We start from the raw sequence: 16,534 nt of genomic DNA, 5'->3' as shown, positions 1-16,534 counted from the left end.
CACTAGGGTTCGGGGCATGGCCCACGCCACGACCTCCCCCGAGAACCTCAGCAAGGTCTTCAAGGCCTACGACGTGCGCGGCATCGTCGGCGAACAGCTCGACGAGGACCTCGCCCGTGCGGCCGGTGCGGCCTACGTCGAGGTGCTCGGCGCCGACGCGATCGTCGTCGGCTTCGACATGCGGCCGAGCTCGCCGTCCCTCGCGGGGGCCTTCGCCGACGGCGCCACCAACGCCGGTGCGGACGTCACGATGATCGGGCTCGCCTCGACCGACCAGCTCTACTTCGCCTCGGGCCACCTCGAGCTGCCCGGCGCGATGTTCACCGCCAGCCACAACCCGGCGGCCTACAACGGCATCAAGCTGTGCCGGTCCTTCGCGCAGCCGGTCGGCATGGAGAGCGGCCTGGCCGAGATCCGTGACCGGGTCGCGGCCGGCACCCCCGTCGCCAGCGGCGGCCGGGTCGGCTCGATCGGCTCGCACGACGTGCTGCAGGCCTACGCCGCGCACCTGCTCGCGCTGGCGCCCGTCAAGGGCCGCACGCTGAAGGTCGTCGTCGACGCCGGCAACGGCATGGCCGGTCACACCGCGCCCGCCGTCTTCGACCGGCTCGCCGGCCAGGTCGAGATGGTGCCGATGTACTTCGAGCTCGACGGCACCTTCCCCAACCACGAGGCCAACCCGATCGAGCCCGCCAACCTGGTCGACCTGCAGAAGCGGGTCATCTCCGAGCGGGCCGACATCGGCCTGGCGTTCGACGGCGACGCCGACCGCTGCTTCCTGGTCGACGAGCGCGGCGAGCTGGTCTCGCCGTCGACGCTGACCGCGCTGATCGCGGCCCGCGAGCTCGCGAAGGAGCCCGGCGCCACGGTGATCCACAACCTGATCACCTCGCGGGCGGTGCCCGAGATCGTCGAGGAGCTCGGTGGTACGCCGGTCCGCACCCGCGTCGGCCACTCCTACATCAAGGCCACCATGGCCGAGACCGACGCGATCTTCGGCGGCGAGCACTCCGGTCACTTCTACTTCCGCGACTTCTGGCGCGCCGACTCCGGCATGCTCGCGGCCCTGCACGCGATGGCGGCCCTGGCCGAGGCCGACGTCCCGCTGTCGGACCTGCTCGCCTCCTACGAGCGCTACCCGCTGAGCGGCGAGATCAACAGCACCGTCGCCGACCAGGCGGCCGTGCTGGCCGAGCTCGAGTCGACCTGGGGTGCGCGCGAGGGCGTGAGCATCGACAAGCTCGACGGCCTCAGCGTCACGCACGCGGACTGGGCGTTCAACGTCCGCGCCTCCAACACCGAGCCACTGCTGCGGCTCAACGCCGAAGGAAAGGACGAGCCCACCATGGCCCGAGTCCGCGACGAGGTCCTCGCCACCATCCGGGGCGAGCGATGAACGCCGAGATCTCGCCCGAGCTGCTGGCGATCATCGTGTGCCCCGCCTGCCACGGCGAGCTCGCCGTGACCCCCGCTGGCGACGCGACCGAGCTGGTCTGCGGCGGCTGCGGCCTGGCCTACCCGGTGCGCGACGGCATCCCGGTGCTGCTCGTCGACGAGGCCCGCAAGCCCGCCTGAGACTGACGGCATCGGAGGACGCGCCATGGTCTGGTTCGACGAGTCCCGGCTGGACGACGAGGGCGCGCTCGCCTCGGCGGACCTCCGGCTGCGCACGCTGGCCGAGTCCGGCTCGCGGGTACGACGCGAGGTCGGTGACTCCGCCGACGCGATCGCGGAGGCCGTGTCGCGGGCGAGCGAGACCCGCCCGCGGGCGGTGATCGCCGCCGGTCCGGACTCGCGCTTGCTGCGGGCCGTCCTCGAGCCGTTCTGCCCGGTGCCCTTCGTGGCGTGGCCCTCACCGGCCCTGCCCGGCTGGGCCGGAGGCCTCGACCTGGTCGTCGTGCTCGCTCCCGAGGGCGGCGACCCCGGCACCGCGCTCGCGGTCGCCGAGGCGGCGCGCCGCGGGTGCCAGCTGGTCGTCGCGACGCCGCGCGACTCGCTCGTCGCGGAGCATGCCACCGGCCGCTGGACGACGCTGCTGCCCACCAGCACCGGTGACCAGCTCGCCACCGCGGTCGCGATGCTGTCCTTCCTCGACCAGGTGCAGCTCGGCCCGTCGGCCGAGCCCGACGCGGTCGCGGAGGCGCTCGACGCGGTCGCCATCGCCTGCTCGCCGCACCGCGACATCTCGATCAACCCCGCCAAGATGCTGGCCATCTCGCTCGCCGACGCCAGCCCGCTGATCTGGGGCGGGTCGGTGCTCGCGGCGCGCGCTGCCCGCCGCGTGGCCGAGTCGATCCGTCGTACGTCCGGACGCACGGCGCTCGCCGGCGACGCCGAGCACCTGCTCCCGGTCGTCGAGGCCGCGCGCCCCCGCAACGTCTTCGCCGACCCGTTCGCCGACGAGACGGGGGACCGCCGGCCCGCCCTGGTGATCCTCGACGACGGCGTCGACGACCCGGTCGTCCGCGACCAGCGGATCCGGCTCGAGGAGGCCGCGCTCGGCCACGACGTCCGCGTCGAGCACGTCTCCTCCGAGGCGGTCGGTGAGGTCGCGCGCTACGCCTCGCTGCTGCTCCACGGCACCTACGCCGCGGAGTACCTGCGCCTGGGTCTCGTCGCCGACTGAGCTCGCTGAGGGATTCCTCACGGTCTTCTCCCAGGTTCGTCGGGTACCACGGGGTGATGCCCGCGACCCGTGACCCCTGGCTCGACAACGCGAAGATAGGGCTGATCGTCCTCGTCGTCCTCGGCCACACCTGGGCACTGCTGCCCGACGACGTCGTTGCGGGACACCTCTACGACTTCGTCTACCTGTGGCACATGCCGGCGTTCGTGTTCCTGTCCGGCTACCTCTCGCGCGGGTTCGGTTACAGCCCCGCCCGACTGTGGAACCTCGTCACCGGGCTGCTCGTGCCGTACGTGCTCTTCGAGGGCGCGCTGGCGTGGTTCCGGCTGCACGTCGGTGGCGAGCAGCTCGGCGACCTGTGGCTCGATCCGCACTTCCCGATGTGGTACCTGCTCGCGCTCGTGGTGTGGCGACTGCTGACCCCGCTGTTCCGGCCGGTGCCGGGTGCCTTCCTCGTCGCGGTCGGGCTCGCGGTCGGCAGCGGCTACCTGACGGGGGAGTGGACCGCGTGGCTGGACCTGCCGCGGATCCTCGGCTTCCTGCCGTTCTTCGTGCTCGGCCTCAAGACCACGCCCGAGTCGCTGGAGTGGCTGCGGGGCCGGTTCCCGGCGCTGCTCGGCGTCGTGGCCTTCGCGGTGCTCGCCGTGCTCGCGATCGACCTGGACCGGTGGGCCGGGACGGCCTACCTCTACCAGAAGCCCTACGAGCTCCTCGGCGTCCCGGACACGACCGCGATCCTCACCCGCCTGCTGGTGATGGGGGTCGGCCTGGTCGGCACGTTCGCGTGGCTGGCGGTCGTCCCGCGCCGGGGCGGCTGGTTCACCCGGATGGGCGCGGCCACGATGACCGTCTACCTGTTCCACGGCTTCGCCGTGAAGGGCCTGGAGTACGCCGGCTTCCCGGCCTGGGCCGCCGAGCACCCCGTCCTCGCGCTCGCCGCCGCGACCGGCTTCGGCGTCGCTGTCGCCCTTGGCCTGGCGGCACCTCCGGTGCAGCGGACCCTGCGGCACGTGGTGGACCCGTTCGCCACGGCCGAGCAGCGGGTCGGTGCAGCGGTGGAGCTCGCGGCCGTCGTACGCGAGGGTGAGGAAGCCGTCGAAGCGGAGCCGGTGCCGGCCGCCCGGTAGCCTTCGCGCCATGAGCGCAGGCCTGTTCGGACTCCTCGACGACGTCGCCGCCATCGCGAAGATGGCCGCCGCATCTGTCGACGACGTCGGCGCTGCCGCCGGCAAGGCGACCGCCAAGGCCGCCGGCGTCGTCGTCGACGACACGGCGGTGACGCCGCAGTACGTGCAGGGCGTGGCCGCCGCGCGCGAGCTCCCGATCGTCAAGCAGATCGCGATCGGCTCGATCCGCAACAAGCTGCTGATCATCCTCCCGGCGGCGCTCCTGCTCAGCGAGCTGCTGCCGGACCTGCTGCCCGTCATCCTGATGATCGGCGGCACCTTCCTGGCCTACGAGGGTGCCCACAAGGTGTGGCACCTGCTCTCGCACCACGAGGAGCACGACACCCCCGTCGCCGAGGTCGGTCCCGAGGCCGAGAAGACGATGATCGCCGGCGCCATCCGCACCGACCTGATCCTGTCCGCCGAGATCATGGTGATCGCCCTGGCCTCGGTCGAGGACGAGTCCTTCTGGGCCCGGCTCGCGATCCTGGTGGTCGTCGCGCTCGTCATCACCGTCGCGGTCTACGGCGTGGTCGCGCTGATCGTGAAGATGGACGACGTCGGGCTCCACCTCGCCCAGCGCCCGTCGGCCGTGGCGCAGAAGGTCGGCCGCGGCCTGGTCGCCTTCATGCCGCGCCTGCTGTCGATCATCTCGGTCGTCGGGACCGTCGCCATGCTCTGGGTCGGCGGCCACATCCTGCTCGCCAACCTCGACGAGGTCGGCTGGTGGCACGCCCCCTACGAGTGGGTCCACGACATCGAGCACGACATCGAGCACGCCGTCCACGGCGTCCTGGGCAGCGTCCTCGCGTGGCTCGCCAACACCGGCATCTCCGCCGTGGTCGGCCTCGTCGTCGGTGCGGTGGTGGTCGTGGTCGTGCAGCTGCTGCCGTTCACCGGCGACAAGGACCCGATCGAGCGCTACGACACCGACGAGCCCGCTGTCTGACGGACTTTCCTGGGGCTGGACCCGGCTCCGCGGGGTACCTCCCGAGCACACCCCACCTCCCGGTGGGCAAGGCAGAGGAGAGTTCAGATGGGCACGCTCTTGTGGCTGGCAGCAGTCGTCCTGGTCATCGCCGGAATCGTCACCCTGATCCAGGGCGGCATCATCCTGGGGATCGTGCTGATCGTCGTCGGACTCCTGGTGGGGCCCGGAGGCGTGTCGATCTTCAACGGGCGCGGCGGACGTACCGTCTGACCCGGGGGAGCCGACGAGCCTCAGGCTCGGGCGGCGGCGTCCACGGCCTCATCGACCGGGACGTCGCCGCCCACCAGGTTCCACTGCTGCCCGACCGTGTCGGGCCGGTCCAGCACCGCGGCGAGCACCGCCGCCACGTCGGCCCGGGTGACCGGGCCGCGCGGGACGTCCGGGCCGAGCGCCACCCGTCCGGTGGCCGGGTCGTCGGTCAGCCGGCCCGGGCGCAGGATGGTCCAGGCCAGCCGGCTCTCGCGCAGAGCACGGTCGGAGTCGCGCTTCGCGGCGACGTAGGCCGCCCACACCTCGCCCGCGTCGGCAGCGACCGGCTCGTCGACGTCGATCGCTGAGACCTGCACGAACCGGCGGATCCCCTTGCGGGACGCGGCCTCGATCGACTTCAGCGAGCCCTCGAGGTCGACGGTGCGCTTGCGCTCGAGGTTGCCGTCGGGTCCACCGCCCGCGGCGAACACCACCGCGGAGCAACCGTCGAAGGCCGCCTCGAAGTCCTCGACCCCGGCCGACTCGATGTCGAGCAGGCGCACCTCGGCGCCGAGCTCCTCCAAGACGGCGCGCTGGTCCTCGCGGCGTACCAGGGCGACGGGCGTGTGGCCCTGGGCGACGACGAGGGGGTGCAGCAGCCGGGCGATCTGGCCGTGGCCCCCGACGATGGCGACGAGCATGCTGCCAATCTACGGGCGCACGGTGAGCGTCTGCGCGATGGTCCCGAGCGGACCGCTCTCGTCGTGCATCTTCGAGCTGGTGACGCCGATGCCACCGGGCCCGTAGGACTGCGTCGTGTCGAGGCCGAGCCAGCCGTCGGCAGGGGCGTGCAGGAAGTGCGCGGTGAGGTCGAGGTTCGGGAAGGCGACCTGCTCCGGGTCGGTGCGCACGGCGATCCCGTTGGTCACGTCGATCAGCCCGGCGACCGCCGCGAGCCGGCTGACCGGCTCGTCCGCGACGAGGGCGTGCGGCGTCCGCACCCACGCCATCGACCGGCCGGGACCGAGCTCCTTGCGGCGCACCTCGATCGACGCGATGAACCCACCCCGCCACAGCCCCGCCATGTCCCACGGCTGCATCTCGTCGGGCCCCGGGATCGACGGCAGGTCGGTCCCGGCGAGGGGAGTGGTGTCGTAGGGCTCCGCCAGCCAGGCGCGCAGAAGCGCCACCGCCCGCCCCCGGTACGACGCCGTGGCCTGCACCAGCTCGATGGTCCGCCCCGGACGGAGCACTTCCACGCCGACGTCGATCGGCTCGATCGGCACCGTCCCGAGGATGTCGTAGGACAGCCGGCTGACGACGAGCCCGTCGCTGCGGCGCGCGTCGCGGTCCCGCTCGACCTCGTGGGCGAGCACGCCGAGGGCAGGGGCGATGTGCTGCGTCGCGCGGTCCCACGCGCCGCCGACGTGCTCGGTCGGGGCGAAGGTGTGCGCTGCGGTGCGGTGCCAGTAAGCCACCTCGCCATTGTCGCGGGCGCCTGCGCGGCGCCGTACCTCCGAACGGGGGGAGTGCTCGCCGAGTGACCGACTGGCGTTCACCGGCGGCTCCCCGCCGGGCCACCTGCGGGTGGTCGGCTGCCGGTCATGACTCGGATGACCCTCCTCGGGAGGACCTTCATGGCCGCCACCACCTCCGCCGTCGTCGCCCTCGGCGCCGCCGCCGCGCCCGCCGGCGCGACGCCCGGTGACGGGTACGGCCAGGACCACGCCGACCGCCACGCCGCCGGTGAGCCGATCGTGATCGCGCACCGCGGCGCCTCGGGCTACCGGCCCGAGCACACGCTCGCGGCGTACCGCCTCGCCATCCGGATGGGTGCCGACTACGTCGAGCCCGACCTCGTCTCCACCAAGGACGGCGTGCTGGTCGCCCGCCACGAGAACGAGATCAGCGGCACGACCGACGTCGCCGACCACCCTGAGTTCGCCGGCCGCCGGACCACCAAGGTCATCGACGGCACCTCGATCACCGGTTGGTTCACCGAGGACTTCACCCTCGCCGAGCTGAAGACGCTGCGCGCCAAGGAGCGTCTGCCGCAGGTGCGCCCGGACAACACCCGGTACGACGGCCAGTTCGAGATCCCCACGCTGGAGGAGGTCATCGCGCTGGTGAAGCGCGAGTCCGGCCGCACCGGGCGCCGGATCGGCATCGCGCCGGAGACCAAGCACCCGACGTACTTCGACTCGATCGGCCTCTCGCTCGAGGAGCCGCTGGTCCGCACCCTGCGCCGCAACGGCCTCGACCGCGCGAACGCGAAGGTCGTCATCCAGTCCTTCGAGACCGGCAACCTGCGCGAGCTCGCGACGAGGACGGACGTGCCGCTGGCCCAGCTCGTCGACGGGAGCGGCGCGCCCTACGACCTGAAGGCCGCCGGCTCGACCACCACCTACGCCGACCTGGTGAAGCCCGCCGGCCTCGCCGACATCGCGACCTACGCCACGTGGGTCGCCCCCGCGAAGAACCTGATCCTGCCGCGCGACGCCTCCGGCGCCATCGGTACGCCGAGCACGCTGGTCCCCGACGCCCACGCCGCCGGCCTCAAGGTCGTGACCTGGACGATGCGGGTCGAGAACCAGTTCCTGCCGTCCAACCACCGCATCGGCACCGACCCGAACGCGAAGGGCGACCTCGCCGGCGAGGTCGCGGCCTTCCTGGACACGGGCATCGACGCGGTCTTCTCCGACAACCCGGACATCGCGGTGGCTGCCCGCGACGGCTGGGCCGCCCAGCAGGGCGCCGCCTGACCCGTCTGGCCCGTCTGGCCCGGTCGGGCCGGGGGATAGGTTCGCCGCATGGCGGACTGCATCTTCTGCGCGATCATCGCCGGCGACGCCGAGGCCGACGTCGTCCTCGACGAGCCCGACCTGATGGCCTTCCTCGACCGGCGCCCGGTCTTCAAGGGCCACGTCCTGCTCGTGCCCCGCGAGCACCACGTCACGCTGCCCGACCTCCCGGCAGCGCAGCGGGACGGGTTCCTGGCCGCGGCGCAGCGGCTCGCGACCGCGGTCGTCGACGGGCTCGGGGCGCAGGGCAGCTTCGTCGCGATGAACAACACCGTCAGCCAGTCGGTGCCGCACCTGCACCTGCACGTCGTGCCGCGGACCAAGGGCGACGGGCTGCGTGGGTTCTTCTGGCCGCGGCGCAAGTACGCCGATGGCGAGTCCGCGGAGTATGCCGCCCGCCTGCGCGCCGCCCTGGCGTCGTAGGCTCTGGCCGATCGTCCACCGAGCTTGAGAGGTCAGCACCCATGGGTCGTTTCGACGGGCGAGTAGCCGTCATCACCGGAGCAGCGCGCGGGATCGGGTTCGGCACCGCCACCCGGTTCGCCGAGGAGGGCGCGTCCATCGCGATCGTCGACCTCGACGAGTCGGCCGCGGCCGAGGCCGCCGCGAAGCTCCCGCTGGTCGAGGGCGCCAAGGCCATCGGCGTCGGCGCCAACGTCTCCGACGGCGCGTCGGTCGACGCTGCCATCGAGCGGGTCGTCGCCGAGCTCGGCGGCATCCACGTGCTGGTCAACAACGCCGGCATCACCCGCGACAACCTCCTCTTCAAGATGACCGAGGAGGACTGGGACCTGGTCATGGGCGTGCACCTCAAGGGCGCCTTCCTGATGACCAAGGCCGCGCAGAAGCACTTCGTGGAGCAGAAGTACGGCAAGGTCGTGAACATCTCCTCGATCTCCGCGCTGGGCAACCGCGGCCAGGCCAACTACTCCGCCGCCAAGATGGGCATCCAGGGCTTCACCCGGACCCTCGGCATCGAGCTCGGCCCGTTCGGCATCAACGTCAACGCGGTCGCCCCCGGCTTCATCGCCACCGAGATGACCGACGCCACGGCCGCGCGGCTGAAGATGGACGTCGACGAGTTCCGCCGCCTCAACGCCGAGGCCAACCCGGTCCGCCGGGTCGGCTTCCCCGAAGACATCGCGGCCGCGGTCACCTTCCTGTCTGCCGACGAGTCGTCGTACATCACCGGTCAGACGATCTACGTCGACGGCGGCATCTCGCTCGGAACCTGACGCGCCCGGCACGCACGCTGCAAAGCAACGCCTCTGGAGCCGCTCCCGCGACACGCGGGGGCGGCTCCGTCGTACTCCGGGGGTCTGGGTCAGACTGGAGGGGTGCACGTGAAGACACTTCGTACCGCCCTGCCCGCCTCGCTCGTCGCGCTCAGCCTCGTCCTCGCCGCCTGCGGTGGTGACGACAAGTCGGACGAGAAGCCCCAGGGCGACGCGTCCACGTCGCAGTCGCCGACCGCGCCGCCGGAGCCCGAGACCTGGCCCCTCACCGGTGAGCTGACGAAGGGTGGCGCGTCGGCTGCGCTCGAGCACCCGGCGTACATCGTCAAGATCGACAACTCGCAGGCCAGCTACCCGCAGCTCGGTGTCAGCAAGGCCGACATCGTCGTCGAGGAGCTGGTCGAGGGCGGCATCACGCGCCTCGCCGTCCTCTACTACGAGAAGCTCCCCAAGAAGGTCGGCCCGGTCCGCTCGATGCGCCTGACCGACATCGGCATCGCCAAGCCGCTCGACGCCCAGATCGTCACCTCGGGCGCCGCGGACGTCACCCTCCGGGGCCTGCGCAAGGCCGGCATCACCTTCATCGACATGAACAACCCGCACGTCGTCCGGGACCTCGACGGCACGCACGACTCGCTGCACAGCGTGATGGCGAACCTCAAGGCGATCGGCGCCGACGCCAAGATCCGCGCCCGCCGTCCCGCCGACTACCTCCCGTTCGGCGACACCGCGCTCCCGGCCGGCAAGCCGGCCACCTCGATCGACGTCCGGCTGTCCGGGTCGCGCACCTCGCAGTGGAAGTACGACGGCAAGACCTACGTCCTGCAGAACGGCTACATGGCCGACGGCGACGCCTTCAAGCCCGACACGGTGATCGCCGCGACCGTGCGCACGACCCTGGCGCCCTACACCGACCCGATCGGCAACCCGGTCCCGGTCTCGCACTTCGAGGGCCGCGGCAAGGCGGTCATCTTCCACGACGGCCAGGCGATCGCCGCGACCTGGGAGAAGGCCGACCGGGGTGCCGAGCTGATCTTCAAGGACGCCGCCGGCAACGCGATCGAGATCCCGGCCGGCAAGACCTGGCTGGAGCTCGTGCCCGGCAAGGGTGCGGCGTCCACCGGCTCGGTGACCTACCGCAAGTAGCCCCTTTACATTTCTTGCGTCATAGGCTCCGTGGGCTCCAGCCCACGGAGCCTATGACGTTGGCTCCGGCAAATCGGCGCAGGGAGCCTCAGGCGTCCTCGTCGGCCTCGGCCAGCTCGACGGTGTCGAAGACGGTGGGCATCTCGTGGCCCTGCTCGACCAGGCTCTGCACGCCGGCGAGCAGGAAGCCGATGGCGCTCTCGACGCGCCCGGCCGCGGCCTCGGGGTCCTCGGACGTCGCGACGGACTCACCGGCCGACGACATCGCGCCGAAGAAGATCCGCGAGAAGGTCTGCAGCATCGGCTCGTCCAGCTCCCAGGAGCCCGCCTCGAGCGTGGCCCGGACGATCTCGACGATGTTGGCGTACGTCGAGCGCTCCTCCTGCTCGCGGTAGCGCTCGTAGCCCAGCACCGCCGGGCCGTCCTGGATCACGATGCGCCGGTAGCCGGTCTCCTGCACGACCTGCAGGAACGAGCGCAGGCCCTCGATGGCCTTGAGCCACGGGTCGCGCTCGGCGCGCAGCGCCTTCTGGATCCGCTTCGACGACTCCTGCTCGACCCGCTCGAAGACGGCCTCGAAGAGTGCCTGCTTGCCGGAGTAGTGGTGGTAGAGCGCGCCCTTGGTCACCCGGGCGCCCGCGACGATGGCGTCGAGCGAGGTCGCGGCGTACCCCTTCTCGGCGAAGAGCTTCTCCGCGACGTCGACCAGCGCGCGCTTGGTGGAGGCGGAGTACGCCGCGCGGCGGGTCGCTCCGGCCACGCCCGGAACCTTCGGGACGAGCTTGGAGACCGACGCCTTAGCCATCACCTCAGCATAGGCAACGGTGACGCCCGACCGTGACACCGGTCACCCCCCGAGGTGGGCGGGATCACGGCGTCGTTCCGTAGGGCATACCCCCGGTCTTTGCCATACTCATAGTACGTACCAGCGGTATGTCAGGTACCCCCAGTTCTTCCCGAGATCTGACAGCCGCCCACCGAACAGGAGCTGACCATGACCTGGAAGGCCTACCACAACCGGGGCGAGACCCTGCGCTCCGTCATTGCCACTTCATCCGTCCGTCGCGACGGCGTGCTGCCCATGGACGTCGAGGGCGTCTCGACGGCGTTCCGCGACGAGCTGGACCTGCTGGCCTCGCTGACGCTGAAGTGGCACACCCGCCTGTCGGGCAACATCGAGCAGATGCTGGCCCACCAGCCGGTCGACCTCGACCAGGCCGTGACGGTCGCGTGGAGCAACACCGCCCACGAGCTCGCGGGCGTCCGGATGATCATCGACAATTACCGCGCGCACCCCCTCGACGACGCCATGGCCCGGGCCATGACGACCGCCGCCGAGAAGGAGCACTACCTCCTGGCCGTCATGGCCGGCCGCTCGAGCCTGCTCAGCGAGGACGCCTGCCTGCGGATCGGTGCCGAGCTGGAGGAGCGGGCCCGCCTGCTCCACCGTGGCATCCCGGTCATCACGCCGGAGGCCGCCTACGAGGAGCCGGTCGTGCGCGGCACGCTCCTCGAGCGCCTGCGCGCCGTGATCGCTGCCTGACCGCAGCCGCACCAGGACCCGGCCCCGGGCCCGACGCACCCTCCCTCCCAGCGTCGGGTCCGGGGCTGTTCTGTTCCCGGGTGGGGGATGATGGCGACATGTCCAGCGCTCCGGGGAACTCCGAGCTCGCCGTCGGCAGCCTGCTGCTGGCCAGCCCCGCGCTGCTCGACCCCAACTTCGTCGACACGGTCGTCCTCCTGCTCGACGTCAACGACGAGGGCGCGCTCGGCGTCGTGCTGAACCGCCCGTCGGCGCTGCCGGTCTCCGAGGTCCTCGGTGACTGGGGCGACGTGGTCGACGAGCCCGAGGTTCTCTTCCAGGGCGGGCCGGTGTCGACCGACGGCGCCCTCGCGGTGGCCCTCGCGGCCGACGACGGCGAGGGTGCCGCAGGCTTCCGCCCGCTCTGGGGCCGGCTCGGGCTGCTCGACCTCGACACCCCGCGCGAGCTCGTCGAGGGCACGGTCGACCGGCTCCGCATCTTCGCCGGGTACGCCGGCTGGGGGGCCGGGCAGCTCCAGGCCGAGGTCGAGGAGGGGAGCTGGTACGTCGTACCGGGGGAGGTGGAGGACGTCTTCGGCGGCCAGGGGCCCGACCTGCGGCGCCGCGTCCTGCGCCGCCAGCCGGGCGACCTCGCGCTGCAGGCGACGCGGCCCGCGGATCCGGAGCTCAACTGAGTTGAGACATCGATGTCTCATGTGAGACACTGAAGTCTCATTCAAGGAGGCTTCATGTCCACCCGTGACACGGTGCTCGCCGCGGCCCAGCGGCTGCTGACCACCGATCCCACCGCGTCGATGGCGCAGATCGCCACCGCTGCGGGCGTCGGCCGTGCGACCGTGCACCGCCACTTCGCCAGCCGCGAGGACCTGCTGCGCGAGATCGGCGGCCGCTCGCTCGACCGCTGGTCCGAGAGCCTCGCGCTGGCCGACGTACCGGGGGCGATCGCGTCGGGGGAGCCGGAGCGGATCCGGGCCTGCCTCGACGAGCTGCTGCGCCAGTTCGTCGCGGACTCCGAGGACTTCGGCATCGCGTTGACCGACCTGACCGTGCTCAACGACGGGGACCTCAAGGCCCGCGCCGACGTCTACTTCGCCCAGGAGGTCGCGCTGTACGCCGCCGCTCAGGCCGCGGGCGTGCTGCGCGCCGACGTGCCGGCCCGCTGGCTGGGGCACACCGTCTACGGCCTGCTCGTCGCGGTCCGCGACGCGCTCGTCGCCGGCGACGTCGCGCGCCGTGACGCCGCGGACCTGGTGCTGTCGACCTTCCTCGACGGAGGTGTGGCGCGATGACCGCCGTGCTGCCCACCCCCGCGCCCACGACCACCCGTCGCCGGTGGGCCGGCTTGGCCGTGCTCGCGGCCAGCCTGCTCGTCGTGGTCATGGACATGACCGTGCTCAACGTGGCGCTGCCCGAGCTGACCGCCGACCTCGAGGCCGGCGCGCTGGCCCAGCTGTGGATGGTCGACGTCTACTCGCTCGTCCTCGCCGGGCTGCTGGTCCCGGTCGCCGCGCTGGCCGACCGCTGGGGCCGCCGCCGGATGCTGCTGACCGGTTTCGCCATCTTCGCGTTCGCCTCGCTGGCCGCCCTCGTGGCGCGTTCGGCCGGCGACGTGATCGCGATCCGGGCCCTGCTCGGCATCGGCGGCGCGATGATCATGCCGGCCACGCTGTCGCTGATCCGCGCGCTCTTCCCCGATGCCCGCGAGCGGGCCTTCGCGCTCGGCCTGTGGGCCGCGACCGCCGCCATCGGCGGTGCCGTCGGCCCGATCGTCGGTGGCGCCCTGCTGAGTGCGTTCAGCTGGCACGCCGCCTTCCTCGTCAACGTGCCCCTGATGGTGGTCGCCCTCGTGGCCGGCCGTGCGCTGCTGCCCGAGAGCCGGTCCGAGCGGCCCGGCCGGGTGGATGCTGCCGGCGTCCTGCTGTCGGTCGGCGGCATGGTCGCCGCGGTGTACGGCGTGAAGCACCTGGGCAAGGAGGGCGTCGACCTGACGGCCCTGCTCGCGCTCGCCGCCGGTGCGCTCCTCCTGGCCGCCTTCGTCCGCCGCTGCCTGCGCCAGGACGAGCCGATGCTGGCCGTCGGGCTGTTCGCGAACCCGGTGTTCCGGGCGGGCGTGCTGACCGCCCTGGTGAGCAGCACCGTGATGATCGCGCTGCTCTTCGTGGGTTCGCAGTGGCTGCAGCTCGTCCAGGGCTGGTCGCCGCTCGTCGCCGGTGTCGCGCTCCTGCCGATGGCGCTGGGGGGCTTGGTCGGCCCGCCCCTGGCCCCGGCCGTCGCGGCCCGCCTCGGCGCCCGCAACGTCATCGTCGCCGGGCTCGTCGTGCTCGCCGCCGGCCTGCTGGTGCTCTGGCTGCTCCCGCGGCCCTTGCCCTACGCCGGCGTCGCGATCGCCCTCCTCCTCGTCGGCTTCGGTACGGCGGCCCTCGGGCTCGCCTCCGCGCTGATCATGGGCGCCGCCCCGGTCCACCAGGCCGGTTCCGCCGCGGCGGTCGAGGAGATGTCCTACGAGGTCGGTGGCGTGCTCGGCGTCGCGGTGCTCGGCAGCCTCGCCGGACTCGTCTACCGCGGCGGACTGCCCGCGGGTGCCGCGCCGGAGGCGGTCGAGTCCGTCGCGGGCGCGCTCGGGACGCCGGTCGAGGCGGCGGCGCTGGCGTCGTACACGGACGCGTTCGGGGTGGTCGGACTCGCTGGGGCGTTGGTCACGATGGTGGTCGCGATCCTCGTGTGGCGCGGCCTGCCTGTGGACGTCGATGTCTCGGGCGGGCACTGATCGCCGGTAGAGTGACCGGGTGACCACGATCGGCTTCTCGACAGACACGGATGTCCGGGAGGACCGCCGTACCGTCCCGACCGACGAGGGCGACCACGAGCGGTTCTCGCACTACGTGGACAAGGACAAGCTCACCGAGGCGATGGTCATGGGCACCCCCGTGGTGGCTCTGTGCGGCAAGGTCTGGGTCCCCAGCCGGGCGCCGGAGAAGTTCCCGGTCTGCCCGGACTGCAAGGAGATCTGGGAGAGCATCCCGCACGGCGACGAAGGGTCCGGTCCCGACGCATGACCTCGCTCGGTCCGGCCTGGCCGGAGCGGGCAGCCTGGGGCACGGCGCCGTCGCTGCGTGCCTGGCAGTCCGCCGCGCTCCAGGACTACCTCTCCCGCAACCCGCGCGACTTCCTCGCCGTCGCCACCCCCGGCGCCGGCAAGACGACCTTCGCGCTGACCGTCGCCGCGGAGCTGCTCGGCCGTCGCGTCGTCGACCGGCTGGTCATCGTCGCGCCGACCGAGCACCTGAAGATGCAGTGGGCCGAGGCCGCCGCCCGTGCGGGGATCCCGGTCGACCCGACGTACTCCGCCGGTGCCGGCAAGATCGCCAGCGACTACGTCGGCGTCGCCGTGACCTACGCCGGCGTCGGCGTGAACCCGCTCGCCATGCGGATCCGCACCGAGCGCTTCCGGACCCTGGTCATCCTCGACGAGGTGCACCACGCCGGCGACTCGCTCAGCTGGGGCGAGGGCGTGCGTGAGGCCTTCGAGCCCGCCGCCCGCCGCCTCGCCCTCACCGGTACGCCGTTCCGGTCCGACATCAACCCGATCCCGTTCGTGACCTACGCCCCCGGCGAGGAGGGCGTGCCGACGTCGGTCGCCGACTACACCTACGGGTACGCCGAGGCGCTCGCCGACCACGTGGTCCGACCCGTGCTCTTCCTGGCCTACTCGGGCCAGATGAGCTGGCGTACCCGCGCCGGCGACGAGGTGGCCGCCTCGCTCGGCGAGCCGCTGACCAAGGACATGACCTCGCAGGCGCTGCGCACCGCGCTGGATCCCAGCGGCTCGTGGATCCCGTCGGTCCTGCAGGCCGCCGACAAGCGCCTCTCCGAGGTCCGCCGCCACGTCCCGGACGCCGGCGGGCTGGTCATCGCGACCGACCAGGACAGCGCCCGCGCGTACGCCAAGCTCCTCAAGCAGATCACCGGCGAGTCGGTGACCGTCGTGCTGTCGGACGAGAAGGCCGCGTCGAAGAAGATCTCCGCCTTCGCCGCCGACGACAGCCGCTGGATGGTCGCGGTCCGGATGGTGTCCGAGGGCGTCGACGTCCCGCGCCTGGCCGTGGGTGTGTGGGCCACCACCACCTCGACCCCGCTGTTCTTCGCCCAGGCCGTCGGCCGCTTCGTGCGCGCCCGGACCCGCGGCGAGATCGCCTCGGTGTTCCTGCCGTCCGTCCCGAACCTGCTGACCTTCGCCGCCGAGCTCGAGGCCCAGCGTGACCACGTCCTGAAGCGCAAGGTCAACACCGACGGCGACATCTTCGCCGCCGAGAACGACCTGCTCGCCGAGGCCAATGCCGGCGACGCCGCATCCGACGATCTCGACGCACTGCCCTTCGAGGCCCTCGGCTCCGAGGCCCGCTTCGACCATGCCCTCTACGACGGCGCGCAGTTCGGCCACGAGGGTGAGGTCCACGTGGGCTCGGAGGAGGAGATGGACTTCCTCGGCATTCCGGGCCTGCTCGAGCCGGACCAGATGCGCTCGCTGCTGCGCCAGCGGCAGGAGGACCGGCGTCGTACCCGGTCGAAGGCGCCGGAGAGCGAGTCGGCACGCCCCGCCGACACCCTCGCCGACGTCACCACCCACGAGCACCTCGCCGTGCTCCGGCGTGAGCTCAACGGCCTGGTCGCCTCGTGGAACCACCGCACCGGCCAGGCTCACGGCATCACCCACGCCGCCCTGCGCAAGGAGTGCGGGGGACCGGCCGCCGCCGTCGCGAACGCCGAGCAGCTGCAGAAGCGGATCGACCGGATCCGCGAGTGGTCGGTCCGCAAGACCTCCTGACCCGACACTCGG

The 16,534-nt window shown here is 72.2% G+C and carries 19 protein-coding genes; 16 read left to right on the top strand and 3 right to left on the bottom strand.

Annotated elements, in window-relative coordinates; all coding sequences use genetic code 11:
- Positions 1–16: 16 nt before the first annotated feature.
- The 6 genes from ASE20_RS18540 (at position 17) to ASE20_RS25195 (ending at position 4,993) form a co-directional block, all read left to right on the top strand.
- On the top strand, positions 17–1,396 hold the full coding sequence (locus tag ASE20_RS18540) for a phosphomannomutase/phosphoglucomutase (protein WP_056896041.1): 1,380 nt from the start codon (positions 17–19) through the stop codon (positions 1,394–1,396).
- Positions 1,397–1,404: 8 nt separating this feature from the next.
- Positions 1,405–1,575: a Trm112 family protein gene (locus tag ASE20_RS18535; RefSeq protein WP_200952887.1), complete on the top strand. Its 171-nt coding sequence runs from the start codon at positions 1,405–1,407 to the stop codon at positions 1,573–1,575.
- 25 nt (positions 1,576–1,600) lie between these two features.
- A complete protein-coding gene (locus ASE20_RS18530) occupies positions 1,601–2,626 on the top strand; it encodes an SIS domain-containing protein (protein ID WP_056896039.1) in 1,026 nt (341 codons plus the stop codon).
- 56 nt (positions 2,627–2,682) lie between these two features.
- Positions 2,683–3,753 (top strand): acyltransferase family protein, encoded by a 1,071-nt coding sequence (locus ASE20_RS18525; protein WP_056896038.1) that lies wholly within the window; start codon positions 2,683–2,685, stop codon positions 3,751–3,753.
- Positions 3,754–3,763: 10 nt separating this feature from the next.
- A complete protein-coding gene (locus ASE20_RS18520; RefSeq protein ID WP_056896037.1) occupies positions 3,764–4,741 on the top strand; it encodes a DUF808 domain-containing protein in 978 nt (325 codons plus the stop codon).
- 87 nt (positions 4,742–4,828) lie between these two features.
- Entirely contained in the window at positions 4,829–4,993 is a 165-nt protein-coding gene (locus ASE20_RS25195) for a GPGG-motif small membrane protein (protein ID WP_164483681.1), read from the top strand.
- Between the two features lie 20 nt (positions 4,994–5,013).
- On the opposite strand, the gene ASE20_RS18515 is transcribed toward ASE20_RS25195, so the two are convergent.
- Positions 5,014–5,673, bottom strand: a complete 660-nt coding sequence (locus tag ASE20_RS18515) for an SDR family oxidoreductase (protein ID WP_056896036.1) — start codon at positions 5,671–5,673, stop codon at positions 5,014–5,016.
- A 9-nt stretch (positions 5,674–5,682) separates the two neighbouring features.
- Positions 5,683–6,450: a thioesterase family protein gene (locus tag ASE20_RS18510; protein WP_056896389.1), complete on the bottom strand. Its 768-nt coding sequence runs from the start codon at positions 6,448–6,450 to the stop codon at positions 5,683–5,685.
- Between the two features lie 126 nt (positions 6,451–6,576).
- Between ASE20_RS18510 and ASE20_RS18505 the strand changes: the two genes are divergently transcribed.
- The 4 genes from ASE20_RS18505 (at position 6,577) to ASE20_RS18490 (ending at position 10,154) form a co-directional block, all read left to right on the top strand.
- A complete protein-coding gene (locus ASE20_RS18505; RefSeq protein WP_225869240.1) occupies positions 6,577–7,734 on the top strand; it encodes a glycerophosphodiester phosphodiesterase in 1,158 nt (385 codons plus the stop codon).
- Positions 7,735–7,782: 48 nt separating this feature from the next.
- Positions 7,783–8,196: an HIT family protein gene (locus ASE20_RS18500; RefSeq protein ID WP_056896034.1), complete on the top strand. Its 414-nt coding sequence runs from the start codon at positions 7,783–7,785 to the stop codon at positions 8,194–8,196.
- A 41-nt stretch (positions 8,197–8,237) separates the two neighbouring features.
- Positions 8,238–9,008 (top strand): SDR family NAD(P)-dependent oxidoreductase, encoded by a 771-nt coding sequence (locus ASE20_RS18495; protein WP_056896033.1) that lies wholly within the window; start codon positions 8,238–8,240, stop codon positions 9,006–9,008.
- A gap of 108 nt (positions 9,009–9,116) precedes the next feature.
- On the top strand, positions 9,117–10,154 hold the full coding sequence (locus tag ASE20_RS18490) for a DUF3048 domain-containing protein (protein WP_162261049.1): 1,038 nt from the start codon (positions 9,117–9,119) through the stop codon (positions 10,152–10,154).
- Between the two features lie 88 nt (positions 10,155–10,242).
- Here the strand turns inward: ASE20_RS18490 and ASE20_RS18485 are convergent, their stop codons facing one another.
- On the bottom strand, positions 10,243–10,959 hold the full coding sequence (locus tag ASE20_RS18485) for a TetR/AcrR family transcriptional regulator (RefSeq protein WP_056896031.1): 717 nt from the start codon (positions 10,957–10,959) through the stop codon (positions 10,243–10,245).
- 189 nt (positions 10,960–11,148) lie between these two features.
- On the opposite strand from ASE20_RS18485, the gene ASE20_RS18480 reads away from it, so the two are divergent.
- From ASE20_RS18480 to ASE20_RS18455, 6 genes are all read left to right on the top strand, one after another.
- Entirely contained in the window at positions 11,149–11,697 is a 549-nt protein-coding gene (locus tag ASE20_RS18480; RefSeq protein ID WP_056896030.1) for a hypothetical protein, read from the top strand.
- Between the two features lie 98 nt (positions 11,698–11,795).
- Positions 11,796–12,371: a YqgE/AlgH family protein gene (locus ASE20_RS18475; RefSeq protein WP_056896029.1), complete on the top strand. Its 576-nt coding sequence runs from the start codon at positions 11,796–11,798 to the stop codon at positions 12,369–12,371.
- A 54-nt stretch (positions 12,372–12,425) separates the two neighbouring features.
- Complete coding sequence (locus ASE20_RS18470; RefSeq protein ID WP_056896028.1) at positions 12,426–12,986, top strand: TetR/AcrR family transcriptional regulator; 561 nt, start codon at positions 12,426–12,428, stop codon at positions 12,984–12,986.
- On the top strand, positions 12,983–14,464 hold the full coding sequence (locus tag ASE20_RS18465) for an MFS transporter (RefSeq protein ID WP_056896027.1): 1,482 nt from the start codon (positions 12,983–12,985) through the stop codon (positions 14,462–14,464). Before ASE20_RS18470 ends, ASE20_RS18465 begins: the two co-directional genes overlap by 4 nt.
- Before the next feature lie 28 nt (positions 14,465–14,492).
- Positions 14,493–14,753, top strand: a complete 261-nt coding sequence (locus ASE20_RS18460) for a DUF3039 domain-containing protein (protein ID WP_056896388.1) — start codon at positions 14,493–14,495, stop codon at positions 14,751–14,753.
- The gene (locus ASE20_RS18455; protein WP_056896026.1) at positions 14,750–16,522 is read left to right on the top strand and encodes a DEAD/DEAH box helicase; all 1,773 of its coding nucleotides are present in this window, start codon (positions 14,750–14,752) and stop codon (positions 16,520–16,522) included. Before ASE20_RS18460 ends, ASE20_RS18455 begins: the two co-directional genes overlap by 4 nt.
- Positions 16,523–16,534: the final 12 nt, after the last annotated feature.

The organism is Nocardioides sp. Root240 (genome assembly GCF_001428825.1).
Lineage (GTDB): Bacteria > Actinomycetota > Actinomycetes > Propionibacteriales > Nocardioidaceae > Nocardioides.
Note: the sequence above shows the minus strand (reverse complement) of the source record. Positions and strands in the feature narration are given on the sequence as shown.